Annotated in this window: 18 protein-coding genes, 1 tRNA gene and 1 pseudogene; 11 read left to right on the top strand and 9 right to left on the bottom strand. The window is 65.5% G+C overall.

What is annotated here, in order from left to right; all coding sequences use genetic code 11:
* The first annotated feature begins 397 nt into the window (after positions 1 to 397).
* Entirely contained in the window at positions 398 to 1,216 is an 819-nt protein-coding gene (locus tag FRZ61_RS16310) for a TetR/AcrR family transcriptional regulator (RefSeq protein WP_151118732.1), read from the top strand.
* On the opposite strand, the gene FRZ61_RS26950 is transcribed toward FRZ61_RS16310, so the two are convergent.
* Positions 1,113 to 1,778, bottom strand: a complete 666-nt coding sequence (locus tag FRZ61_RS26950) for a TetR/AcrR family transcriptional regulator (protein ID WP_407657821.1) — start codon at positions 1,776 to 1,778, stop codon at positions 1,113 to 1,115. The two genes, FRZ61_RS16310 and FRZ61_RS26950, sit on opposite strands and share 104 nt — an antisense overlap.
* Before the next feature lie 28 nt (positions 1,779 to 1,806).
* Between FRZ61_RS26950 and FRZ61_RS16320 the strand changes: the two genes are divergently transcribed.
* The 4 genes and pseudogenes from FRZ61_RS16320 to FRZ61_RS16330 all read left to right on the top strand — a co-directional run bounded on the left by FRZ61_RS16320 (position 1,807) and on the right by FRZ61_RS16330 (position 5,429).
* Positions 1,807 to 3,153 carry an MFS transporter gene (locus FRZ61_RS16320; protein ID WP_225308840.1) on the top strand — a complete coding sequence of 449 codons (1,347 nt, stop codon included), beginning with the start codon at positions 1,807 to 1,809 and terminating at the stop codon, positions 3,151 to 3,153.
* 589 nt (positions 3,154 to 3,742) lie between these two features.
* A pseudogene (locus FRZ61_RS26955) lies at positions 3,743 to 4,123 on the top strand (amidohydrolase family protein); the annotation flags it as partial.
* A gap of 64 nt (positions 4,124 to 4,187) precedes the next feature.
* Positions 4,188 to 4,421 carry an amidohydrolase family protein gene (locus FRZ61_RS26845; RefSeq protein WP_263641736.1) on the top strand — a complete coding sequence of 78 codons (234 nt, stop codon included), beginning with the start codon at positions 4,188 to 4,190 and terminating at the stop codon, positions 4,419 to 4,421.
* 558 nt (positions 4,422 to 4,979) lie between these two features.
* Positions 4,980 to 5,429: an AlpA family phage regulatory protein gene (locus FRZ61_RS16330; RefSeq protein WP_225308841.1), complete on the top strand. Its 450-nt coding sequence runs from the start codon at positions 4,980 to 4,982 to the stop codon at positions 5,427 to 5,429.
* On the opposite strand, the gene FRZ61_RS16335 is transcribed toward FRZ61_RS16330, so the two are convergent.
* The 4 genes from FRZ61_RS16335 to FRZ61_RS16350 form a co-directional block, all read right to left on the bottom strand.
* Positions 5,383 to 6,639, bottom strand: coding sequence for a tyrosine-type recombinase/integrase (locus FRZ61_RS16335; RefSeq protein ID WP_151118734.1), 1,257 nt, complete (start codon positions 6,637 to 6,639; stop codon positions 5,383 to 5,385). The two genes, FRZ61_RS16330 and FRZ61_RS16335, sit on opposite strands and share 47 nt — an antisense overlap.
* 296 nt (positions 6,640 to 6,935) lie before the next feature.
* Positions 6,936 to 8,483: a glutamine-hydrolyzing GMP synthase gene (gene guaA / locus FRZ61_RS16340; RefSeq protein ID WP_151118735.1), complete on the bottom strand. Its 1,548-nt coding sequence runs from the start codon at positions 8,481 to 8,483 to the stop codon at positions 6,936 to 6,938.
* Positions 8,484 to 8,525: 42 nt separating this feature from the next.
* Complete coding sequence (locus tag FRZ61_RS16345; protein WP_151118736.1) at positions 8,526 to 9,197, bottom strand: GNAT family N-acetyltransferase; 672 nt, start codon at positions 9,195 to 9,197, stop codon at positions 8,526 to 8,528.
* Between the two features lie 178 nt (positions 9,198 to 9,375).
* Positions 9,376 to 9,939 carry a GNAT family N-acetyltransferase gene (locus FRZ61_RS16350; RefSeq protein ID WP_191909056.1) on the bottom strand — a complete coding sequence of 188 codons (564 nt, stop codon included), beginning with the start codon at positions 9,937 to 9,939 and terminating at the stop codon, positions 9,376 to 9,378.
* Positions 9,940 to 10,344: 405 nt separating this feature from the next.
* Between FRZ61_RS16350 and creD the strand changes: the two genes are divergently transcribed.
* Together creD and FRZ61_RS16360 are read left to right on the top strand one after the other, a co-directional pair.
* Entirely contained in the window at positions 10,345 to 11,805 is a 1,461-nt protein-coding gene (gene creD, locus FRZ61_RS16355; protein ID WP_191909057.1) for a cell envelope integrity protein CreD, read from the top strand.
* A gap of 369 nt (positions 11,806 to 12,174) precedes the next feature.
* Entirely contained in the window at positions 12,175 to 14,106 is a 1,932-nt protein-coding gene (locus FRZ61_RS16360) for a PAS domain-containing hybrid sensor histidine kinase/response regulator (RefSeq protein WP_151118739.1), read from the top strand.
* Positions 14,107 to 14,238: 132 nt separating this feature from the next.
* Here FRZ61_RS16360 and FRZ61_RS16365 read toward each other — a convergent pair whose 3' ends face one another.
* Together FRZ61_RS16365 and guaB are read right to left on the bottom strand one after the other, a co-directional pair.
* Positions 14,239 to 15,561 (bottom strand): RsmB/NOP family class I SAM-dependent RNA methyltransferase, encoded by a 1,323-nt coding sequence (locus FRZ61_RS16365; protein ID WP_151118740.1) that lies wholly within the window; start codon positions 15,559 to 15,561, stop codon positions 14,239 to 14,241.
* A gap of 280 nt (positions 15,562 to 15,841) precedes the next feature.
* Positions 15,842 to 17,305 carry an IMP dehydrogenase gene (guaB, locus tag FRZ61_RS16370; protein WP_151118741.1) on the bottom strand — a complete coding sequence of 488 codons (1,464 nt, stop codon included), beginning with the start codon at positions 17,303 to 17,305 and terminating at the stop codon, positions 15,842 to 15,844.
* A 315-nt stretch (positions 17,306 to 17,620) separates the two neighbouring features.
* On the opposite strand from guaB, the gene FRZ61_RS16375 reads away from it, so the two are divergent.
* On the top strand, positions 17,621 to 18,067 hold the full coding sequence (locus FRZ61_RS16375) for a host attachment protein (RefSeq protein WP_151118742.1): 447 nt from the start codon (positions 17,621 to 17,623) through the stop codon (positions 18,065 to 18,067).
* A 140-nt stretch (positions 18,068 to 18,207) separates the two neighbouring features.
* On the opposite strand, the gene FRZ61_RS16380 is transcribed toward FRZ61_RS16375, so the two are convergent.
* Both FRZ61_RS16380 and FRZ61_RS16385 read right to left on the bottom strand, forming a co-directional pair.
* Positions 18,208 to 18,894 carry an RlmE family RNA methyltransferase gene (locus tag FRZ61_RS16380; RefSeq protein WP_151118743.1) on the bottom strand — a complete coding sequence of 229 codons (687 nt, stop codon included), beginning with the start codon at positions 18,892 to 18,894 and terminating at the stop codon, positions 18,208 to 18,210.
* A 200-nt stretch (positions 18,895 to 19,094) separates the two neighbouring features.
* Entirely contained in the window at positions 19,095 to 20,285 is a 1,191-nt protein-coding gene (locus tag FRZ61_RS16385; protein WP_225308842.1) for a Ppx/GppA phosphatase family protein, read from the bottom strand.
* A gap of 395 nt (positions 20,286 to 20,680) precedes the next feature.
* Here FRZ61_RS16385 and FRZ61_RS16390 point away from each other — a divergent pair.
* The 3 genes from FRZ61_RS16390 (at position 20,681) to FRZ61_RS16400 (ending at position 23,128) form a co-directional block, all read left to right on the top strand.
* Positions 20,681 to 20,754: transfer RNA gene (locus FRZ61_RS16390), tRNA-Gln, on the top strand.
* A gap of 76 nt (positions 20,755 to 20,830) precedes the next feature.
* Positions 20,831 to 22,555 carry a site-specific integrase gene (locus FRZ61_RS16395; RefSeq protein ID WP_151118745.1) on the top strand — a complete coding sequence of 575 codons (1,725 nt, stop codon included), beginning with the start codon at positions 20,831 to 20,833 and terminating at the stop codon, positions 22,553 to 22,555.
* A gap of 18 nt (positions 22,556 to 22,573) precedes the next feature.
* Positions 22,574 to 23,128: an ATP-binding protein gene (locus FRZ61_RS16400; RefSeq protein ID WP_151118746.1), complete on the top strand. Its 555-nt coding sequence runs from the start codon at positions 22,574 to 22,576 to the stop codon at positions 23,126 to 23,128.
* Positions 23,129 to 23,193: the final 65 nt, after the last annotated feature.

Here is a 23,193-nt window from a genome sequence, read left to right on the forward strand (position 1 = left end):
TCATTCGACGAAGGCGCCAGTTTACATGGCCTGCCGACAGCAGACCACACTCGGCAGCAGCCCCTAAGTCACCATCGTCGAGCGATGCACGATTGCCCGCTGGCTGTGGCCAGCTCGATCGCTACACGGGCCAGTGTCTGTTTGGACAGAGACTCGCTAAATTCCCCTCTGTACCAGCGGGGAGTCTTGGAGCCGATAGTATACTGAGTAGTCGACTCCTAACGCCAATGAAGCCGTTAGGCTGGTCTGACGAGCAAGAAGGAAACCCGCCACGGTCGTCGCAGGCATGTCGAACGAGATTCACGCCAGTGCTTGCCACGTCCGCTTGCCGCCATGTCTATCGTGCATGTCCGCGTGGTTGCGCCAAATGCGATATTCCAATTAGCGAGGGTTCAATATGAGCCGTGATACCACGGCGACGCGTCGTCGCATCATCGAGGCAGCAGACGAGTTGTTCCACAGCGAAGGCGTCAAGTCAGTTAGCGTTGACCGTATCGCCGAGAAAGCTGCTATCACCAAGCGGACACTATACTATCATTTCCGCAGCAAGGACGACTTGATCGCCGCCTACCTCGCAGAGCGAGACGTGCCGACTATGCAGCGCTACCGGACTTGGCTCGGCATGGCTCCGGGCCCGGTCCTTGTACGATTGGAGCGAATGTTTGGAGAGCTAGCGAAGGCCGCCGCAGACCCCAAATGGCGGGGCTGTGGATTCCTGCGGGTTGCCGTGGAACTCGCCAACCTGCCTGGCCATCCCGCGCGTCGTGTCGCTGCCGCGCACAAAAGGCGCTTCGAGGCGTGGCTGGCTGACGAACTCAGAGCTGAAGGCATCCTCGATCCCGCGGGCAAGGCACGTTGTTTGATGATTGTCCTCGACGGTGTCATTGCAGAGATGATCATCCATAAGAACAACGGCTACGCTGGGGCTGCCATTTCAATGTGCCGGGCCGTACTAGGCATGTCACCGTGCGAGCGCCCGGCCACGATCTCTGATGCCGACGTCGATCTGCAGCCTGGATCCTCTTCGACGAAGTTACCGAGGGCCAAAGACGTCAGTCTGGCGCAGAAGCAACCGACCGACCACGCCCTGACGACAGCGGGACCGGTCGCCGTCAACGGTGAGCGCCGTTGCTCCGCCTGCCACCACGACGTGGTGGTGGTTCCGGGTATGTCGCTGCGACCTTGTCCGTCTTGCGAGCGTTCCGCAGCCGCGTAGCCGGGCAAGCTGCAGCGAGAAGTACCAATGCCGCCTTCCGCGCTGACTGGGCGCCAAACTCATTGCGCCTTACTAGCGCCCACACGATTGCCCCCTCCCAGAGCAACAAGAGCTGGCTGGCCAACGTATCTGGATCTGCCGCCCCTGCCTGGGCGGCGAGATTTCGGAACCAGACCCGACGTTGCTCCTTGAACAACACCGCGACTTTTCGGGCTTCAGCTGCATTCTCTCCAAGCTCTCCAAGTTCCGCGACGGCGTTGATGAACGCGCATCCGCGGAACCCGGCTCGCGTCATCGACCGGCCAAGCCGATCAAAGGCCGCTGCGATTAACTTCGAAGGCGTTCCGCGTTCCGCTATGGGTGGCAGGAGTCGACGACGAAGGTACGCGAGCACGAGGGCCTCTTTGGAAGCATAATGGTTGTACAAGGTACGCTTGCTGATCCCTACCTCCGCAGCGACGGTGTCAACGCCTACAGCGCGAATTCCCCTCCGATAAAATAGTCGGTCGGCTGTCTCCAGGATCCGTTCCTGCATTGCCTCCTTGGGCGCCCATCTACCCATGATAACACCGAAGAGTGTAGTTAAAGGAATGGTCGATCGTACCTCGGGAGGCTACAACACTGTTCTGTGTAATCAAGTCTTCCTGCCAAGATTGCAAAGCTCTAGGGAGAACACCGTGGACAATTCCGGTCCAAACTACCGTCCAATAACAATCCTGATTGCTACCGGACTGATGCTCAGCATCAGCATGGGGATACGGCAGGTATTCGGGCTATTCGTTCAGCCAATGGTCAAGGACCTCGGGCTCACGCTCTCCGAGCTCACGCTCGCGATTTCGATACAGAATCTCGCCTGGGGGATATTGCAGCCCTTTTCAGGTGCACTTGTGGGCAGGTTCGGTTTTCGACCGATCCTGCTTGCTGGGGCTGCACTTTACGTTGCAGGGCTCGGCATTCTGTCGGCTGCTAACGGCACGGCTTCAGTGATGCTCGGCGCCGGCGTGCTCGTCGGAGCATCGCTGGCTTGCACCGGCTCAGCGATATCTCAAGCGGTCGCTTCCCGAGCCACCTCGGGCCCAAGGCGAAGCATCGTGCTCGGCCTCATCGTCGGAGTCGGCTCGCTCGGAGCACTCGCTGCGGCGCCACTTGGACAATCCGTTACCGATGTCTACGGATGGCGAGCTGGCGTTCTAGCCGTGCTTGCGCTTGCGTCACTGCTCTTTCCTGCCGCTTGGGTCGCTGGACGCGTGGATCGGATCCCTCTACCGGATACGGCCTCCCCCAACCGCGCGGACAAGAGTGCTTTGGCAGCAATGCGCTTGGCACTGCATCGACCTGCTTTTCTGGTTATGACGACAGCGTATTTCGTCTGCGGCATGCAGTTGCTGTTCATCGCGACACACTTGCCCTCCTATCTGGCTTTGTGCGGCATGGACCCCATGCTCGCCCCGGAAGCGCTCAGTTGCGTTGCGCTATTCAACGTCGCCGGGAGTCTATTCTTTGGATGGGCTGGAAGTCGCTGGTCGAAGCTTGTGCTCCTGGGTTCAATCTATGTTGTTCGCTCACTAGTCATAGCTTGGTACTTTGCTGCCTTTCCAACACCCGCGTCCACGCTCATCTTCGCCTCCGCAATGGGGTTCCTCTGGCTGGGCGTAGGTCCACTCGTCTCTGGGGCCGTTGCCGAGATGTTCGGATTGCGATGGCAGGCAATGATTCAAGGCATCGCGTTCATGAGCCATCAGCTAGGCAGCTTTGCGGGAGCATTCGGTGGCGGCCTGGTGTTTGATATCTGGGGTCGGTACGATTTGGCGTGGCATGTCGGGGTCGGGCTCGGACTCACCGCCGGTTCGGTACAAATTGCCACAGCACTTATTCGGCGAAACCCGGGAGCGCCGACAAAATTGATCCCTGCATTTCCGGCACATTGCAGGGAATGATAGAGATTGACTGTCCTCAAAACGACGCGGCCCAGAGTTCAGTCGATCCGGCAGATATCTGATATCGCGCGGCAGGAAGCACATTTCTTTCAAAGACCAATAATAACATGGCCCCACCTTCCAATCGATTGTCGTAGCCCGTTCTCGTCTCAGATCAGCGACGAGGCCCAGGCGCTTGCTCCGTGCATACATGCCGGCCGGCATCGTGACGCCGTCTGCGAACGATTCTCGCGCCGGGATCTTCGATCTCGACGGCGCAGTCGCGACACGACAAATCTTCGTCGAGGCGGCGCCAACGTCAGCTTGTTCGATGCGCCGATTTCATCGGCGAAGGCGTAGTGATGCCGCGCAATCATAGCGCGGCCGAAAGCGCGACGTCATTGGCGTCCCAATGTACTGCTGGACGAGACTGGATGGTACGCAAGCAACTTGGCAACAATCTCAGATAGGTAGAGTTATGATCATCGATGCGTGGATGCAGCATCTTAGTGCCGAGTGGATCCGCAATCCCATGTTCGACTCGCTGCGTCGGTGGAAGCCTGGAAAGTGGTCGGAAACAAGCCAGCCCATCGAGGCGACAATTACCGAGATGGATCAGGCTGGCGTTTCGGTTGGCTTGCTCTGTGCGTGGCACGCACCGTCTGGGCCACTCATCAGTAACGACGAAGTCGCGCAATATTGCCGCGCGTATCCGGATCGTTTCGTCGGCATTGCCTCTGTCGATCTCTATCGACCAATGGACGCTGTGCGCGAACTGAGGCGCCGTGTAAAGCACGACGGCTTCAAAGGCCTGCGCGTCCTGCCCTGGCTGTGGGGACTGCCGCCGGACGATCGGCGATACTATCCACTGTTTATGGAGTGCTGCGAGCTCGATATTCCGTTCTGCACGCAGGTCGGACACGCCGGACCGCTAAGGGAGTCGGAGCCCGGGCGTCCCATCCCCTATCTCGATCGCGTCGCGCTTGAGTTTCCCGAACTACGCATTCTCGCCGGCCACATCGGCGTACCTTGGCTCGGTGAGATGCTAACTGGTCATGAAATACCCCAACGTGTTCATCGATACGTCGGCCTACAAGGTCTATCGCTATCCCAAAGAGTTGGCCGACTACATGCGCGGCAATGCAAGGCACCGCGTATTATTCGGGTCAAACCACCCATTCTGGCCGCCAAGCGAGTGCCTCAGCGGTCTCGATGCGCTCGAACTTGGGGAGCCTTCCAGAGCTGCCTTCCTCATAGGCAACGCCCAACGCGTGTTCAAGCTCAACTAGGAGCGGCCCTAGCGATCTTCTACGACATACATCGGAGCCGCTAGGCTCCACTGCCGACCGCGTTGATCTCTAGGGCGCACCGCCCGGCTTATTCGCTCCCGGCGTGAATGTCCAAGATGATCGGCGCGCGCTGATGGGCATGTCGAACGTGCGCATGACCATCCGCCACAATCGATTGCCCTTTCCCTCTGTCCGCCATCTGCACTGCCGTAACTATCGTCGGTGGCCTAACTAACGAGTGGTGCCCCAGCTTTTTTGTCGACAGGCAGATGTAGTGCTCGGCTGGAGATGGATCAGTGCACGTTCGGGCTGCGCATAGAGTTCCCAAATGAGGAGGGGCGTTTCCACCATCTTGCCGACCATGCTGAAACAGAAGTGGCGCCGACAGGCCGTCTCCGCCTTTCCATCACCGCGACACGTATGGCCGCGCAATCGCGGACATCGACGCTGTGGCCCCTCATCTCGAGGGAGAACGGCGGCTTGCGCTCGATCATGCCTTGATCGTCTGCCGGCTGTAGCGTGCCCAGGGCCGAAGCCGCAACGACAGGGTTCGAACTCGTGATCCTTGCCTTCGGAATCAAGAAACAGTTTACGCCAGAATTTCTATTTGCACGCCACAGTATCCGGCTATCCGAACGCCGAATTTCGTCACTTTCCCTTCGGAGTCTATCGCGCTCAATTTCCTCGAAAGGAAAAACGGAGGAGATGATGATGGCTGACCGTAATGGCGCCCCACTCAAACGGACCATCCGCCGGCATCAGCTGCGCGAAATGGTGCCCCTTGCCGACAGCACGATCTACGAGATGGAGCAGCGTGGCGAGTTCCCGCGCCGTTTTGCCCTATCGCCGAGATGCGTCGTGTGGGACCTGGCCGAAGTCGAAGCCTGGCTGGCCGCGCGGCGAGCGTCACCGGTGCGACGCGCCCAGCACCCCGATGTCCGCCAGCGCCGTGCCCGCCCGGTCAGAGAGCGGGATCAGGGGCGAGGAGCAGCATCGAAGGCGGGATGAGGACCGGGGCGTATTTCTCGCCTGCAACCCACGCATCGACGATGTTCGACCACTCTTGCAGCATGTGCCGGCGCTGCACCTCGTACTCGGCCTTGTTGTAGACGCCGCGGGAGGAACGGCCCTCCTCATGCGCGAGGCACTTTTCGATCCAGTCGCTGTTGAAGCCGAGCTCGTTGAGCAGCGTCGATCCCGTCCGGCGTAGGTCATGGACGGTGAACGGCTCGAGCGGCAGCCCTTCCTTCTTCGCCTGCTCCACGACGAGATAGGTGACGCGGTTGAAAGTGGCCCGCGACATGGGCGCATCGGCATCGTAGCGCGATGGCAGGACGTAGCGTGAATTGCCGGCGCAGGTCTTGAGGGCGATGAAGATGTCGAGCGCCTGGCGCGAAAGATAGACGTTGTGCGCCTTGGAGCGCTTCATCCGCTCCTTCGGGATCGTCCAGACGGCGTTCTCGAAATCGATCTCGTCCCACACCGCGTCCTGCAACTCGCTCTTCCGCACCATCGTCAGCAGGATCAGCTTCAAACCCAGACGGATCGTCGGCAGCGTTGCGACATTCTCAAGCTGCTTGAGCATGATCCTGATTTCGGTCGGCGACAGCGACCGGTCCCTCGGGGTGAAATGAGCGATCGCCGAGGGGCCGACCTCGTCGGCCGGATTGGCGACTTTCTCGCCGTGGAGGATGGCGAAGCCGTAGATCTGCTTGACGATGTCGCGGACGTGAAGCGCCGTCGCCGGCGCGCCGCGGTCGACGATGGCGCCGCAATGTGCCCGCAGCTCGTCCGGCGTGATCTCCGTGAGAAGCCGCTTGCGCCAGGCCGGCAGGAGTTCGCGCTCGAAGATTGCCCGGCGCATGGACCGCGTGCTGTCGGCCATCGGCGCCATGGTCAGCCATTTCTCACCGAACTCGCCGAAGCTCTTCGCCTCGAGAAGCCGCCGCTTGGCGCGCTGCTTTTCAAAGGCGGGCGAGCGCCCCTCCCGGATCATGCGCTTGGCGTCGATGCACAGTTCTCGCGCTCGCGCGAGCGAGATGCCGGCCTTGTCGTACCTGCCCAGCACGACGGTCTCGCGCCGCCCGTTCAGACGGTAGTCCAGGCGGAACGACACCGTTCCCGTCGTGCTCACCAGCACATACATACCGTCACGGTCGGTGACCTTGTACGGTTTCTCCTTTGGTTTCAAGTTCTTAAGAGCCACGTCCGTCAGCATCTCCGCACGCCTCTCGACCCGCAATACCGTCAGCCATTTTTGGGCCGCCGATCCGGCAATAATCAACTATATTTCAATAGCTTAGCTCACAAAAAATACCGTCAGCGGCCATCTGGATGGTGACGGTAGCGGCAGGAGTCGGACTTGGCAACGGTATCGTGCACCGTCAGGCGGTCCGTCGGTGCCGATCCTTGCGGGCCGATAGACGCCGAACGTCAATCGTCGTTTTGATATCTATATCAATATGTTAGGTGGAAATCGCGGGATACTGCAGGATACCCTCGGAAGGGCCTGAATCATTCCCACTCGATCGTCCCCGGCGGCTTCGACGTCACGTCATAGACCACACGGTTGATGCCGCGCACCTCGTTCACGATCCGCGTCGAGACGCGGCCGAGGAAGTCCATCGGGAAGGGGAAGAAGTCCGCGGTCATGCCGTCCGTGGAGGTCACGGCGCGGAGCGCACAGACCTGATCATAAGTACGGGCATCGCCCATCACGCCGACGGTGCGCACGGGCAGGAGGACCGCGAAGGCCTGCCAGATCGCGTCATAGAGGCCGGCATTCTCGATCTCCTGCAGGAAGATCGCGTCGGCCTTCCTGAGGATGTCGAGCTTCTCCTTCGTGATGCTGCCCAGCACGCGGATGGCGAGGCCGGGGCCGGGGAAGGGATGGCGGCGCACCATGCGCTCGGGCAGGCCCAGCTCGCGGCCGAGCTCCCTCACCTCGTCCTTGAAGAGCTCGCGCAGGGGCTCGACCAGCTTCATGCGCATGCGCTCCGGCAGACCCCCAACGTTATGATGTGACTTGATCGTCACGCTGGGGCCGCCGGTGAAGGAGACGGATTCGATCACGTCGGGATAGAGCGTGCCCTGCGCCAGGAAATCGGCGCCGCCGATCTTCCTCGCCTCCTCCTCGAACACGTCGATGAAGAGCCGGCCGATGGTCTTGCGCTTGAGCTCGGGCTCCTCGGTCAGCGCCAGCTCGCCCAGGAAGAGATGCGAGGCGTCGCGATGCACCAGCGGGATGTTGTAATGGCCGCGGAAGAGCTCGACCACCTGCTCCGCCTCGCCCTGCCGCAACAGGCCGTGATCGACGAAGATGCAGGTGAGCTGGTCGCCGATCGCCTCGTGGATCAGCACGGCCGCGACCGAAGAATCGACGCCGCCCGAGAGCCCGCAGATCACGCGGCCCTTGCCCACCTGGCGGCGGATCGCCTCCACCGCCTGCTGGCGGAAGGCCGCCATGGTCCAGTCGCCCTCGGCCCCCACCACCTGGCGCACGAAATTGCGGATGAGCCGCGCGCCGTCGGGCGTATGCACCACCTCGGGATGGAACTGCACGCCATACATCCGGCGCTCGTCGTCGGCGATGGCGGCGAAGGGCGCGTTCTCGCTCACCGCCACGGTGCGGAAGCCCGGCGGCAGCTTCACCACCTTGTCGCCGTGGCTCATCCAGACCTGGTGCTTCTCGCCCGGCCGCCACAGCCCCTCGAAAAGGGCGCAAGGCTCCTTGATCTCGAGCAGGGCGCGGCCGAACTCGCGCGCCTCGCCGGCCTCGACCTTGCCGCCGAGCTGCTCGCAGATCGCCTGCTCGCCATAGCAGATGCCGAGCACCGGCGTGCCGAGCTCGAAGGCTTCCTTCGGCGCCTTGGGCGCATGGCCCTCATAGATCGAGGCGGGGCCGCCGGAGAGGATCACGCCCTTGGGCTTGAAGCTCCTGATGCGCTCGGGCGCCGCGTTGAAGGGGAGGATCTCGCAATAGACGCCGGCCTCGCGGACGCGCCGGGCGATGAGCTGGGTGACCTGGGAGCCGAAATCGAGGATGAGGATGCGATCGGTCATGATGTGATCAACCCGGGGCGCCCTTTCAGCGGAAGGCGCGCATCATTCCCCGTTCGCCCCCCTGCCGCAAGCTTCGATCAGGCCCCGGATGTCGGCCCAGCCATAGGCCGTCTCGCGCGGCCGGCAGTCCGCCATAAGCACTTGGCCGGACGCGATGATTTCGCCGCCGATCCGGGCGAAGAAGGACCGGTTGGGATTGTCCTCGAAACACCAGAGCAGAAGCCGCCCGGCCCCGTCGGCCGCGAGCCGCGCCGCCAGCGCCTTCACGAGTCGCCTTCCCCAGCCGCGGCGCTGCCAGTCGGGCGCCATATAGACGGAATAGATCTCGGCCGCGCTCACCGCGGGTCCGGAGCCTCGGGGCGGGGCGGTGATTCCGAAGGCCTGCGGCGCGAAGACTCCAGGGGCCTGCGGCGCGTTGGGGGCGCCCTCGATCGGGCCCTCATGCGGACGGACCGGCCCGCCCGAGGCGAAGCCCACGACGCGATCGGCCACCTCGACCACGAAGGTGTATTGCCCGCGCCGCTCGCGCGCGAGCTTGCGCCGCCAGGCCTCGCGCCGCCAATGCTCGTCGCGCGCCTCGATCGCCGAGGCCGGCAGGAAGCCCGCATAGCAGCGATGCCAGCCCGCGGCATGGATCGCGGCGATGCTGTCGGCATCGAGGAAGTCGGCCTCGCGGAGGGCGATGGCGGGAGGCTTCTTCTTGGCGGCGATCATGAGCGGTGGATCGTGCGTTGATCCCCTCCCCCCTCGAGGGGGAGGGTTAGGGAGGGGGATGACGCGATAGAGGACATGAGTGCACCAGGTTCTTGCTTCATCGACCGAGTCATCCCCCTCCCTGCCCTCCCCCTCGAGGGGGAGGGGACAAAAGAATGCCCGCTCCCTTCGTCCTCCTTCACCCCCGCTTCACCCGCTCGCCGCGGCAGGCGGGCGGAAGCACGGCGAGGTCGGGCCAGCCATAGGCGATCTCGGGGAGCGAGACCTGCCAGAGCTTCTCCTCGCGCTCGCCGAGCCGCTCGCCGCCCATCGCCTCGTAGAAGAAGCGCGAGGGGTTCTGCGCCAGGACCCAGAGGAAGGCACCCTGCCGGCCGCTGCGCTTGAGCCAGCGCAGCGAGGCGCAGAGGAGCCGCCGCCCGATGCCCTGCTCCTGCCAGTCGGGATGGACATAGAGCGTGTGGATCTCGCCGTCGATGCCGAGCGAGCTGCTGTCGGCGCGCCCGCAGGAGGCGAAGCCCACGAGCCCCGCCTGGGGCATCTCCGCCACCAGCACCGCCTCGCCGGTCTGGGGCCGCAGCAGCATGCGCCGCCATTGCGAGGCCTTGCCGTCGGCCGACATCTCGACCAGCACCTGGTCCGGCACGATCCCGGCATAGGTGGCGCGCCAGGTCTCGACATGGACGCGCCCGATGCTGCGCGCATCGGCCGGCCCGGCGCGCCGGATCCTGAGTTCGTCGATCATGGGCGCCAAGATGGAAGGGGGCGGGGAGTCTGTCAAATCGGGTGAAACGGAGCTCGGGCCTTGCGGCCCTTCGTAAAATTGAACAAGAAGCTCCCTCCCCCTACCCCCTCCCGCAAGGGGAGGGGGCTGGAAACACCGTGTCTCGGCCTTTGACGAAAACGCGAAGTCGATAGATCTCGCGCCCCCGCCCGCAAGGAGGCATGAAATTTGCCCATAGCGCGCGGTCATCAAAAGCTGACGTGAGATGTACCCAGCCCCCTCCCCTTGCGGGAGGGGGTAGGGGGAGGGGCCGCGCCGCTCTCAATCACCCCACCAATGCCCCGGTTTCGCCGCGAACCCACCTTACCCGCGCCATGGGACCGGGTTCCTCTTACCGGCGTTCCGCGAAGAACCAGGGGACCTTCCATGACCGACACCGCTCCCAGGCTGCCCGGGCTTTCCGGCTGGCTCGGCCGGCTTGCCTTCAATCTCCATATCGCCGGGATCGTGGCGATCGCGCTCCTGCTGCTGATCCCGCTCTCGATGGTGCGCGACCTGATCAACGAGCGCTCCTACCGGCAGCAGGAGGTGCAGAGCGGCATCGCCGCCGAATGGGGCGGCGCCCAGACGCTGGTGGGTCCCATCCTCAAGGTGCCCTACCGGGTGAAGCCCGCGCCCAACCAGCCGGAGCGGCTCTCGGCCGCCTTCTACCTGCCGCAGACGCTCGACGCGACGCTCTCCTTCACCCACGAGATGCGCTACCGCGCGGTGTTCGAGGTCCCGGTCTATCGCGCCCATGGCACGCTCGCCGGCAGCTTCCCGCCGGCCGCGAGCCTGCCGGTGCCGGCCGACGCCACGGCGATGCTGTGGGACCAGGCGGTGCTGCTGATGGGCGTGGGCGATCTCGCCGGCATCGACAGCGACCCCGCGCTCACCTGGCGCGGCCAGCCCGCCGCCTTCGCGCCCGGCAGCGCCGCCCCCGCCATCCCCGGCATGCAGGCGCCGCTGCCGCCGCTCACCATGACGGACAGCGAGCCGATGTCGTTCTCGATCGATCTCGCGGTGCGCGGCACCGACCGGCTCCTGCTGGTGCCGGTCGGCGCCGCCTCGACGCTGTCGCTCACCGGCGACTGGCCGCATCCGGGTTTCCTCGGCACGCTGCCGGGCCAGCGCGAGGTGACCAAGACCGGCTTCACCGCGAGCTGGAGCCTCTCCTATCTCGCGCGCGGCTTCCCGCAGCACTGGACCGAAGCGACGGAGGCGCAGCCCGCAACCGCGCCGAGCGGCTATGACAGCGCGGGCTATTCACCGGGCTATGACGACCGCAACGGCGTCGCCTCGGCGATGATGGCTTCGTCGGTCGGCATGACGCTGGTGCAGCCGGTCGATTTCTATCATGTGAGCGAGCGGGCGGCGAAGTTCGGCTTCCTGTTCGTGGCGGCGATGTTCGGCACGGTGTTCGTGATCGAGCTCGCCTCGGGGCGGCGCGTGCATGTGGTGCAGTATCTGCTGATCGGCGCGGCGATCGCCCTCTTCTTCTGCCTGCTGCTCGCGCTCTCCGAGGTGATCGGGTTCACGCCCGCCTATCTCCTCGCCGCGCTCATGACCACGGGCCTCATCGGCGCCTATCTCGCCCATATCGCGGGCAGCCGCCGGCGCGGCCTCATCGGGGCCGGCGTGCTCGCGGGGCTCTATGGCTATCTCTATGTGCTGCTGCAGCTCGAGGACATGTCGCTGCTCGCGGGCTCGCTCGGCCTCTTCGCCGCCCTCGCCGCCTTCATGTGGTTCACGCGCCATGTGGACTGGTTCCGCCTCGCGCCGAGCGCCGCGGCGGAGCTGACGGGGGGCGAGGCGCATGCGAAACCAGAGACGCCGATGCCAGGATGATCCCTTCCCGTCATCCCCGCGAAAGCGGGGATCCATGCCTCAGCTGGTCCTGAATCCGCAAGATCTGCCGCAACCATGGATCCCCGCTTTCGCGGGGATGACGGCCTTGGCCATCATCAGCCTATCGAAAACCTCACCGTCTCCGCGGCGATCCGCACCGCCCGCGATCCATCATCGCAACGCAGGTATCCTTAACGCCCCCTTCGCGCTGTCGCGGAATTGACATGGATCAAAGCCGCGGGCGGCGTTCCTCTCCAGGATTTTTTTCCCGGGCGAGATCGAGCCGTCTTCGCACGCCGATGCGTGCGACCGATGGCGGGGGACTGAGCTTGCTGCGGTGTTCTCTTTCCCTTGCAGCGGGCGGTGGCGATGTTCTCGTTCGACAGGCTTTATCTCGATCTGCCCCGGCTGAAGCCGGGATCCTGGCGCGCCTGGCTGGCGGCGCCGGCCCTCGTGGCGGCGGCGCTGCTGCTGCGCCTCGCCCTCGACGGCTGGGTCGACGACGCTTCGCTCATGCTGTTCCTGCCGGCGATCATCGCGGCCGCCTTCCTCGGCGGCGGCCGCGCCGGCCTTCTGGCGCTGGCGCTCTCGGCCGGCGCCTGGCGGCTCACCTGGCCCGCGGCCTCGGTCCCGTTCGACGCGCTGGCGCTGTTCCTGCTCGTCGGCCTCGTCACCGTCGCCGCCATCGGCGCGCTGCGCAACGCGGTCTCGAGCGTGAAGCGGCTCAACCGCACGCTGGCCGACAGCGAGGCGAAGTTCCGCAACCTGATCGAATCGGCGCCCGACGCGATGGTCATCGCCGACGAGAAGGGCCGCATCGCGCTGGTCAACGCGCAGACCGAGCGGCTCTTCGGCTATGGCCGCGAGGAACTGATCGGGCAACCCGTGGGCATCCTGATCCCGCGACCCCTGGCCGACGGGCATCGCCGCCGGATGGACGCCTACATGGCGCGACCCACCACGCGCGCGATGGGCGGCACCTTCGATCTCCACGCCCGGCACAAGGACGGGCGCGAGATCCCGGTCGAGATCAGCCTCAGCCCCTTATGGACCGAGGGCGGGCTGCTGGTCTCGAGCGCCATCCGCGACGTCAGCGCCCGGCGCGCGATCGAGCGCGAGCTGGCCCAGGCGCGGCAGGAGGAGCAGGCCGCGAGCCGCGCCAAGTCCGACTTCCTCTCCTCCATGAGCCACGAGCTGCGCACGCCGCTCAACGCCGTGATCGGCTTCGCCCAGATCCTGGAGCTGGAAGACGAGGACAGCCTGACGCCGCGCCAGCGCGAATATGTCGATTATATCCGCGGCGGCGGCGAGCATCTGCTCAACCTGGTGAACGAGGTGCTCGACCTGTCGCGGATCGAGGCCGGCCGGCTCAGCCTCGCCATCGAGCCCGGAAACGTCTTCGACGCGCTCGAGCAGGCGCACCAGGCCATGGCGCCCCTCGCCGACAAGGCCGGGATCCGGCTCGACCTGCATCTCCCCGACGAGAGCGCCGATGTCAGGGCCGACCGGCTGCGGCTGCATCAGGTGCTGCTGAACCTCGTCTCGAACGCGATCAAATATAACCGCCCCGGCGGACGCGCGACCCTGACGGCGCGGGTGGCGCCCGGCGACCGGATCGAGTTCGTGGTCACCGACACCGGCCTCGGCATCGCGCCCGGGCGGCAGAAGGACCTGTTCCAGCCGTTCCAGCGGCTGGGCGCCGAGCATTCGGCGATCGAGGGCACGGGTCTCGGGCTCTCGCTCTCGCGAAGGCTGGTCGAGGCGATGGGCGGCACCATCGGCCTGACGAGCGAGCCCGGCCAGGGCAGCCGCGTCTGGTTCGAGCTGCCGGCCGAGCCCGGGACGCGGCGCACCGGGCCCAGCAGCGCCGCCGCGCCGATCCTGCTGCCCGGCCCGCAGAGCCGGACCTACACCCTGCTCCATATCGACGACAATCCGCTCAGCATCCGGCTGATGGAGGGCATCCTGCGCAGCCTGCCGCAGGTGAAGATGATGAGCGCCTCGACGCCGCAGCTCGGCCTCGAGCTCGCCCGCGCGCACCGGCCGGACATCATCCTGCTCGATCTGCATCTGCCGGAGATGAACGGGTTCCAGGTGCTGGCCCAGCTCAAGGAGATGGCGGAGACGCGCGACATTCCCGTGCTGGCACTGACGGCCTCGGCCTATCCCGGCGACGTCAAGCGCGGCCTCACGGCGGGGTTCTTCCGCTATCTCACCAAGCCGATCGACATCAAGCTGCTCTTCGCCGCGATCGACGAGGCGCTGATCGAATCCGAGGGCCGGCGCGAGGCGGCGGGGTGATGGCGGCAGTTATTCCCTCCCCCGCTTTGCGGGGGAGGGTAAGGGAGGGGGATGACGCGATGTCGGAGACCGAGCAGCCCCCTTCCTAACCTTCCCCCGGGAAGACGGGGGAAGGGACAGAACGCGTTGACCTCACTTCTCCCGTTCCAGCACCGCGACGAAGAATCCGTCCGTTCCCTGCCGCGCGGGCGAGAGCCTGAGGAACTCGCCCTCGGCGGGCCCCTCGCCGCCGATCGCGGTCCTCCACACGTCCGCGACCGGCACGACATGGAACTTGTCGTGGGTCTCGAGGAAGCGGCGGATCTGGCCTTCGTTCTCGGCCGGCAGCAGCGCGCAGGTGGCGTAGACGAGGCGGCCGCCCTGCTTCACCAGCCGCGCGGCGCTCTTGAGGATGCTCTCCTGAAGAGCGAGGAGTTCTTCGAGGTCGCCGGGCGCCAGGCGCCATTTCTGGTCGGGGTTGCGCCGCCAGGTGCCGCTGCCGCTGCAGGGCGCGTCGACCAGCACGCGGTCGAAGGCGGCGGCATGGCGCTTGACCCAGGGATCGCGCTCGGTCGAGAGCGCGCGGCGCTCGACATTATGGACGCCCGCGCGCCTGAGCCGCGTCGAGGCGCGCAGGATGCGGCCCTCGAGCACGTCGCAGGCGACGATATGACCCTTGTTCTGCATCTGCGCCGCGAGCGCGAGGGTCTTCCCGCCGGCGCCGGCGCAGAAATCGACCACGCGCTGGCCGGGCCGCGCATCGGTCAGGAGCGCCACGAGCTGAGAGCCCTCGTCCTGCACCTCGATGGCGCCCGACTTGAAGACCTCGAGGCTTGCGAGCGGCGGCCTGCCCTCGACCCGCAGGCCCCAGGGCGAGAGCGAGGTCGGCCGGGCCTCGACCTTCTCCGCCTTGAGCGCGCGGATGGCGGCCGTGCGGTCGGCCTTGAGCGCATTGACGCGGATGTCGGTCGCGGCCTCTTCCATGAGCGCCCGCATCTCGGATTCGAACCGATCGCCCAGCGCCGCGCGCAAGGGCGCGTCGAGCCATTCGGGATATTCGAAGCGGACCCAGTCCGGCTGCTCGGGGTGATCGAGCGTCTGGCCGGCGAGCGCCTTCAGCAGCGCCCGCTCCTCGCGCGACAAGAGCGCCGGGCGGTATTGCCCGCCATCGAAGCTGCCGGCGACGCGGTCGGCGTTCCAGCCCTCGATCAGGAGCAGTGCGGCGACGAGGCGGAGACGGTCGGTCTCCTCGGACCGCGGCGCCTCCGCCGGCCAGGCTCGGGCGATCCACCAGTCGAGCCGCGCGCGGGCGCGCAAGACCGCATAGATGAGCCCCAGCACCTCGCGCCGGTCGCCGCCGCCGATATAGCGCCGCGCGCGGAAGAACTCGTGCGCCGCGCGATCGGCCGGTGCCGTGCCGGCATGGATTGACGCGAGCAGCTCGATCGCGGCCTGGAGACGGGCGCCGGGGGTCATGGGGATGCACCGAGCGTGCGGCTTTCCCTCAAGCCGACACGACTGCTTCGCTCTGCTTTCGAGCTTCGAGCGAGCGCATCGATGGAGGAAGAGGTTCTAACCGGCGCGACACCCCTCCCCCTACCCCCTCCCGCAAGGGGAGGGGGCGAGATTTTCTTCGATCTGCGCTGATGCCGAGAGAGCGGGCGATAATTTTTCCGGCCCCCTCCCCTTGCGGGAGGGGGTAGGGGGAGGGGTGACACGGGCGGGATCTCGAAAACGAAGCGCAGCGCCACCCTTCTCACATATCCGGCCGGTAGTTCGGCGATTCGCGCGTGATCTGCACGTCGTGGACGTGGCTTTCGCGCCAGCCCGCGTTGGTGATGCGCAGAAACTCGCAGTTGCGCTGCATCTCGGCGACGGTGGCGTTGCCGGTATAGCCCATGGCCGCGCGAAGCCCGCCGACGAGCTGGTGGATCACGTTGCTGACCGGGCCCTTGTAGGGCACACGACCCTCGACCCCCTCGGGCACCAGCTTCAGCGTGCTCGAGACCTCCTGCTGGAAATAGCGGTCGGCCGAGCCGCGCGCCATGGCGCCGAGCGAGCCCATGCCGCGGTAGGATTTGTAGGAGCGGCCCTGATAGAGGAAGACCTCGCCGGGGCTCTCGTCGGTGCCGGCGAGCAGCGCGCCGATCATGCAGCAATCGGCGCCGGCCGCGATCGCCTTGGCGAGATCGCCCGAATATTTGACGCCGCCATCGGCGATGACCGGCACGTCCTGCTTCCTCGCCGCCTCGACCGCGTCGGTGATGGCGGTGAGCTGCGGCACGCCGACGCCGGCGACGATGCGCGTGGTGCAGATCGAGCCCGGACCGATCCCGACCTTGATCGCGTCGGCGCCGGCATCGATCAGCGCCTTGGCGCCGTCCATGGTCGCGACATTGCCGGCGATCACCTGGCAGGCATTGGAGAGCCGCTTCACCGCCTGGACCGCCTTGAGCACGCCCGCGGAATGGCCGTGCGCGGTATCGACCACGATCACGTCGACGCCGGCATCGAGCAGCACCTCGGCGCGGCGCAGGCCGTCCTCGCCCACGCCGGTCGCGGCGGCCGCGCGCAGGCGGCCCTTCTCGTCCTTGCAGGCGTTGGGATAGGCCTGGGCCTTCTCCATGTCCTTGACGGTGATGAGCCCGACGCAGCGATATTCGTTGTCGACGACGAGCAGCTTCTCGATGCGGTGCTGATGCAGCAGGCGCCGGGCCTCGTCGTGGCTCACCCCTTCCTTGACGGTGATGAGCTTGTCCTTGGTCATGAGCTCGCTGACCGGCTGGCGCTTGTTGCTGGCGAAGCGCACGTCGCGGTTGGTGAGCACGCCCACGAGCCGGCCCGAACCGCGCTCGACCACGGGGAAGCCCGAGATCTGATGCTGGTCCATCAGGGCCAGCGCGTCGGCCAGCGTGTCGTCGGGATGGATGGTGAGCGGGTTCACCACCATGCCGGATTCGAACTTCTTCACCTTGCGCACCTCGGCCGCCTGCAGCTCGGGCGTGAGGTTCTTGTGGATCACGCCGATGCCGCCCGATTGCGCCATGGCGATGGCGAGCCGGCCTTCGGTGACGGTGTCCATCGCCGACGAGATCAGGGGAATGCCGAGCTGGATCGTCTTGGTGAGGCGGGTGCGGGTGTCGGTCGTGGTGGGCAGCACCGAGGAAGCGGCGGGCTGCAGCAGCACGTCGTCGAAGGTCAGAGCCTCGCGGATTTTCATGGCCATCTCTCCGGGCGGCGGGGGCTGATGCGACGTCGCTAGCCCTCAAGCGGTCCCGTTTGAATAATGGCGCGCCATCATACACAGGAAGCTTTCAAAGCCAAGCGCCGAAACCCGCGGTTTCCGGGCCTTTCGGGCGGATCAGCCATGCGCCGGCAAAGGGGCTCCGCCGGCCGAGGGGCCGGGTCCGAAAGGAACCCCGATTGACCCAGGTCAGTGAGCCCCGGGGCCCCCCGCCCCTATCTTCCAACCCGGAACAAAGACCCCAGATGAATCAGGGTCTGCGTCGTTCATTGGGCGGAAAGGAAAGACACTATGAAGCCGATCGTCACCTGGGTCCTCATCGCCGACGGCAAGCGCGCCACGGTCTGGAGCCATACGGGGCCGGGGCACGGCTTGAATCCGGTCAACGGCATGGCGTTCGAGACCGAGCTCCATGCCTCGCGCGACATCGTCTCGGACAAGCCGGGCCGGGTGCAGGAAAGCGCCTATTCCGCCCATCATGCGGTGGAGCCGGTCGACTATCACCGACTCGAGAAGGCGGCCTTCGCGCATGAGATCGCCAAGCGCCTCGACGCCGCGCTCGAGGCCGGGCAGTGCAAGCGCCTGCTGCTGGTGGCCCCGCCCCAGACGCTGGCCGAGCTGCGCCACTCCCTCTCGCCCAAGAGCCGCCAGGCGGTGATCGCCGAGGTCGACAAGGACCTCACCCATCTCAAGGGCACGGACATCGCGAAGCATCTGGAGACGGTGCTGGCGGTGTGACGAAGGCCCCTCCCCCTACCCCCTCCCGCAAGGGGAGGGGGCTGGAAAAAGCTCGCCGTCACTCTCTCAGCGTCAACGCCGTTCAAAGTACACACGCCCCCTCCCCTTGCGGGAGGGGGGAGGGGGAGGGGTTCGCGCCGCTACGCGCTGTTCCCGCCCCGGAACCCCGTCGCGATCACGTAGATCTCGGCCGAGTCGGCGCGGCTGGCGGGCGGCTTCACGTGGCGCACCGTCTCGAAATCGCGCTTGAGCAGGTCGAGCAGGTCCTTGGTGGCGCCGCCCTGGAACAGCTTGCAGAGGAAGGCGCCGCCCGGCGCCAGCACCTCGGCCGCGAACTGATAGGCGGTCTCGGCCAGCGCCATGATGCGCAGATGGTCGGTGCGGCTATGGCCGATGGTGGGCGCCGCCATGTCGCTCAGCACCAGGTCGGCCGGCCCGTCGAGCGCCGCGCGGATCTTGGCCGGCGCCTCGTCGGCCATGAAGTCCTGCTGCATCACGGTCACGCCCGGCAGCGCATCCATCGGCAGGATGTCGACCGCGAGCACGCGGCCGCCGGGGCCGACCCGTTCGGCCGCCACCTGGCTCCAGCCACCCGGTGCCGCCCCCAGGTCGAGCACGCGGGCGCCCTTGCGCAGCAGTTTGTACTTGTCGTCGAGCTCGATCAGCTTGAAGGCCGCGCGCGAGCGCAGGCCCCGCCGCCTCGCCTCGGCGACATAGGGATCGTTGAGCTGGCGCTCGAGCCAGCGCGCGGAGGAGACGCTGCGCTTGTTCGCGGTCTTGACGCGGACCTTCGCCTGCCGGCCGGAGGGGCCTTTATCCTTTGGCATGGATGTGATCGCTTCGCTCTACTTCAAAGCTTCAGGCGAGACCGGAAGCTCGCGGCCGATCCTATCCTGAAGCAACCCCTCCCCCTACCCCCTCCCGCAAGGGGAGGGGGCTGGAACAATAAAACATCTCGCCCCCTCCCCTTGCGGGAGGGGGTTGGGGGGAGGGGTCCGCGCACGCGCTGAAGACGAAAGGCCGCGTCTCAGTTCTTGAACCGCGGCGGCGAGATCGAGGAGCTGGGCTGCATCAGGCCGAACAGGATGCCCTCGCGCAGGCCCCGGTCGGCAACGCGCAGGCGGCCGACCGGCCAGAGCCGGCAGATGCCCTCGAGGATGGCGCAGCCCGCCACCACGAGGTCGGCGCGCTCACGGCCGATGCAGGGCTGCTGCGCGCGCTCGGCGCAATCCATCGCGGCGAGCCGGCGGCTGATCGAGCCGATCGCGCCGAAATCGAGCCAGGCGCCGTCGACGCGCGAGCGGTCGTAGCGCTGAAGCTGCATCTCGATGCCGGCGAGCGTGGTGACCGTGCCCGAGGAGCCCAGCATCTGGACCCGGCCCCGATGCACCTCGGCCCCGATATGGCATTGCGCCTCGAGCGGCTCGAGAGAGCTTGCCACCTCCTCCACCATGGCGCCGTAGCTCTTCTCGCAATAGGCCCTGGCCCCGTGGCGCTCGGCGAGGTTGACCACGCCCAGCGGCAGCGAACGGTAGGCCAGCAGCTCGATGCCGCGGCCGGGCCGGATCGCGACCCAGCCCACCTCGGTCGAGCCGCCGCCGATATCGAACAGGATGGCGCGGCGCGGGTCGCGCCCCAGCAAGGGGGCGCAGCCGCGGAAGGCGAGCTCGGCCTCCTGCTGCGGGGTGATGATCTCGAGGCGCAGGCCCACCTCGGCCTCGACCCGGTTGAGGAAGGCGACGCCGTTGGCGGCGCGCCGGCAGGCCTCGGTCGCGACCGAGCGCGCGCGGGTGACGCCGCGGCGGTTCATCTTGTCGACGCAGATCTTGAGCGCCTCGATGGTGCGGTCCATGGCCTCGGGCGACAAGGCGCCGTTGGCGCCCAGCCCCTCGCCCAGCCGCACGATGCGCGAGAAGGCGTCGATGACGCGGAAGCCGCGGCCCCGCGCGCGGGCGATCAGCAGCCGGCAATTGTTGGTGCCGAGATCGATCGCGGCATAGATCTCGTTGTCGAGCTCGGCCTCGATCTCGCCGCGGCCTTCCGCCAGGGGATCGATGCCGTTCGAGGCGACGGCGGCCGGCGCGAGCGCCGGTTGCGCAGGAAAACCAGGCTGGGCGGCGAAACCGGACGCCGCGGAGAGACCGGGAGCGGCGGCCAGCGGATCGCCCAGTGCCGGGCCCAGAGGGCCCACGGCCCCCCTGTCAGCGCTGCGGGTCAAAGACCCTTCCGCTGAATCATCCGCGTCCCGACGCTGCATGGCGCCGCTGTCTCCTTTTGCCACGCCCATCCCGGAGAAGCGCCGGCTTGCAGATCGCCTGTCGCTATTCCGTAACCCCCGCAACGACCCATCCTAATCGGAGGTCGCCGCGTCGGCCAAGCCCTGGAATCGTCAGGGTCATGGAAATCCCTAATGGCCCGAAAGGGTTAACCGGCCCGCGGAAGCCACCGGAGGGCCGGGCCAAGGCCGGCCCCCCTGCGGCCATCCGCCGGAACCGAGGCTTCACGAAAGGGTTGAAGCGTTAAGGGTGCCTGACTATGTTCTCGCCCTCGACCGGCCGGACAGGCCGGCCACCCCGGGATCGGCTAGAATGCCGGTCGGGACGAGGCCTCTGCTGGGGGATCGTCTAACGGTAGGACCGCGGACTCTGACTCCGCTAGTCTAGGTTCGAATCCTAGTCCCCCAGCCATCACTTCGCATAAATGCATTGAAATCATTGGACGAATTGACACCGGCTTTGGTCAATCCAGCCGGAGTTTTCGTCCATGCTCCCACAACGCTCCCACAGCGGCTCCCACAACAACGGCGACGGTGCGGGTTCGCACGTCACGAAAAAGCGGGGCGTCTACTACTATCGCCGCCGCCTTCCGTCGCCGCACGGTGGCGAGGTCGCGCTGTCGCTCGGCACCACAAATTACCGAGAGGCCGAACACCAAGCGGCGATGCTGGACAAAGCGTTCAACGAGTTGATGCAGACCATGACCACGAACACGCCGAAGCCACCCGCCGATCTTCAAGTCATCGTCCGCGATTATCTTAAGACCGCGCTTCAAGCTGACTTTGAACAGCACCTAAGGGCACCGACAGGACAGCCGGTGTATCAGCTAGACAGCTATGCCGATGAAGACCCAATCGACGCGGACCTAACCATCATTGACCACTTGATTGGGGAGGCGGCCGAAGCTCTGGCGCGGCGCGATGTTAGGTCCGTCGCAGCAACGGTAGATCGGCTCATGGCCGAGCATGGGCTACCTGTAGAGCAACGCCCTGCGCTCGCGATGGGTGTTCTACAAGCTCAATTGAAGGTGCTTGAGACAGCGCGGCAACGCGTTCTTGGGCAACATCCGGAGCTTGCCTTAGACGGCACCAGTCGCCAGCCGGTCGGCGCTCCCGAGGTGCCCGCTGCACCCGGTCCCCTGCTCTCCGCAGCGCTTCCCAACTTCATTGACTACATGGTGACAGAGGAAGGCTGGCGCGGGCAGACGAAGACGCAAAGCGAGACCACGTTCCGTTTGTTCGTCGAATGGTGCGGCGACAAGCCCCTTCAAGCTTATACGCGCAAGGACACGGCGGGTTTCTTCGACATGCTGCGAAAGCTCCCGGCGCTCTACTCCAAGGACAAGCGGTGGCGTGACCTGTCGTTGCCGGAGATCATCGCACAGTCGCAAGGCATAGATGTCGAGCGGCTAACGATGAAGACCGTCAAGCGTCACTTCTCCGCGCTCGGTCGGCTGTTCGACTACGCCAAGAAGCGGGATCAATACATCGGTGAGAACCCAGCGCACGGTTTCGACTTTCCCACCAAGGGACGCGGCAAGGGCAAGGCGCGCAAGGTTTGGGCCGGTGAGCCGCTACGCAAGCTGTTCGCGTCTCCGGTGTGGACCGGCTGCCATCCCCACTTTCGCGCTCAAGCTGGCGACAAGATCATTCGTGACGAAAAGTTCTGGTTGCCCATCCTCGGGCTGTATCACGGAAACCGGCTTGAAGAGTTCGCGCAGCTACGCCGCGAGGACGTGAAGCAAGAAGGCGACATCTGGTTTTTCGACATTCACGACCAAGGTGGCCGACAGGTAAAGAACGAACAGTCGGTGCGCCGTGTCCCGTTGCATCCTGTCGTTCTGCGTCTCGGCTTCCTGTCGTATCTCGATGAAGTGGCGCCGAAAGCAACAGACCGTGTGTTCCCTGAGTTGCAGCCCGGCGGACCGGATAACAAGGTCGGCTATTACTTTACCAAGTGGTGGACGAACTACCGGCGCGCCACCGGTGTCTATGAGAGGGGGTTGGACTATCACTCATTCCGTCATGGCGTGACGACGAAGCTGTTCGGCGCGGGCGTGTCGCGTGAAGTCGTTGACGAGCTGACGGGGCATGAAGGCGAGGGAACGAGTCAGACAGTGTACCTGCATGAATTCCCGTTGAAGGTGCTGGCGGACGCGATTGCGAAGGTGGAGTGGCCGGAGATAGACTTGTTGAGACTGACCACGAGCTAGTGCATCCCGACCTGTTCGATGCCCGAAGAATTTGACAATTACCGGCTTCTACTCGACCGACTGCGCGCGCTAATCAGAGAGCGGCCACCGCGTATCATCGCCGTCGAGGGCGTGATGCAGTCCGGCAAGACCCACTTGGCCAAGCGCATCGGAACCGATCTGCAAGTGCCAGTGATTAGCGTTGACTGCTTCTCATTCAAAAGCCGCGACCCCCAGCGATTTGAGCGGCTGCCTGAAGGGTTGCCCTACCTGCAAATGATCGATGTTGCAGCACTCTCGGACGCGGTATCGACAGCCCTTCGGGATCGGCCGCTAGTCGTCGTCGAAGGGATTTGTCTTCGCGATGCGCTATCACAGTTTGACTGCTCGCCGGACTTAACCATTTACGTCAAACGCCTGTCTGAGAATACCCATCAGTGGTATCTCCCCTTCGACATCGAAGACTTCGAACAGGGGCGGTCAGATGTGTCCAGGTTCGACACAGATCAGATGGAGTATCATAGCAGATCCCGCCCACACGAGTTGGCCACACTGGTGTTCTCCCGTGTAGAGACAACTCCTGATGAAGCCTGAGGACACCCCTCTCGTGCCAGCAGTGAAGCCGCCCCTAGTAAGCGCGAGGGCCGCAAGCTGCGGAG

The sequence above is a fragment of the Hypericibacter adhaerens genome, from assembly GCF_008728835.1.
Classification (GTDB): Bacteria; Pseudomonadota; Alphaproteobacteria; order Dongiales; family Dongiaceae; genus Hypericibacter; species Hypericibacter adhaerens.

Coding starts and splice junctions, on each gene's coding strand:
- FRZ61_RS16310 (WP_151118732.1), top strand. CDS start 398: ATGAGCCGTGATACCACGGCGACGCGTCGTCGCATCATCGAGGCAGCA.
- FRZ61_RS26950 (WP_407657821.1), bottom strand. CDS start 1,778: ATGGGTAGATGGGCGCCCAAGGAGGCAATGCAGGAACGGATCCTGGAG.
- FRZ61_RS16320 (WP_225308840.1), top strand. CDS start 1,807: ATGGTCGATCGTACCTCGGGAGGCTACAACACTGTTCTGTGTAATCAA.
- FRZ61_RS26845 (WP_263641736.1), top strand. CDS start 4,188: ATGAAATACCCCAACGTGTTCATCGATACGTCGGCCTACAAGGTCTAT.
- FRZ61_RS16335 (WP_151118734.1), bottom strand. CDS start 6,639: ATGCTGACGGACGTGGCTCTTAAGAACTTGAAACCAAAGGAGAAACCG.
- guaA (WP_151118735.1), bottom strand. CDS start 8,483: ATGACCGATCGCATCCTCATCCTCGATTTCGGCTCCCAGGTCACCCAG.
- FRZ61_RS16345 (WP_151118736.1), bottom strand. CDS start 9,197: ATGATCGCCGCCAAGAAGAAGCCTCCCGCCATCGCCCTCCGCGAGGCC.
- FRZ61_RS16350 (WP_191909056.1), bottom strand. CDS start 9,939: ATGATCGACGAACTCAGGATCCGGCGCGCCGGGCCGGCCGATGCGCGC.
- creD (WP_191909057.1), top strand. CDS start 10,345: ATGACCGACACCGCTCCCAGGCTGCCCGGGCTTTCCGGCTGGCTCGGC.
- FRZ61_RS16360 (WP_151118739.1), top strand. CDS start 12,175: ATGTTCTCGTTCGACAGGCTTTATCTCGATCTGCCCCGGCTGAAGCCG.
- FRZ61_RS16365 (WP_151118740.1), bottom strand. CDS start 15,561: ATGACCCCCGGCGCCCGTCTCCAGGCCGCGATCGAGCTGCTCGCGTCA.
- guaB (WP_151118741.1), bottom strand. CDS start 17,305: ATGAAAATCCGCGAGGCTCTGACCTTCGACGACGTGCTGCTGCAGCCC.
- FRZ61_RS16375 (WP_151118742.1), top strand. CDS start 17,621: ATGAAGCCGATCGTCACCTGGGTCCTCATCGCCGACGGCAAGCGCGCC.
- FRZ61_RS16380 (WP_151118743.1), bottom strand. CDS start 18,894: ATGCCAAAGGATAAAGGCCCCTCCGGCCGGCAGGCGAAGGTCCGCGTC.
- FRZ61_RS16395 (WP_151118745.1), top strand. CDS start 20,831: ATGCTCCCACAACGCTCCCACAGCGGCTCCCACAACAACGGCGACGGT.
- FRZ61_RS16400 (WP_151118746.1), top strand. CDS start 22,574: ATGCCCGAAGAATTTGACAATTACCGGCTTCTACTCGACCGACTGCGC.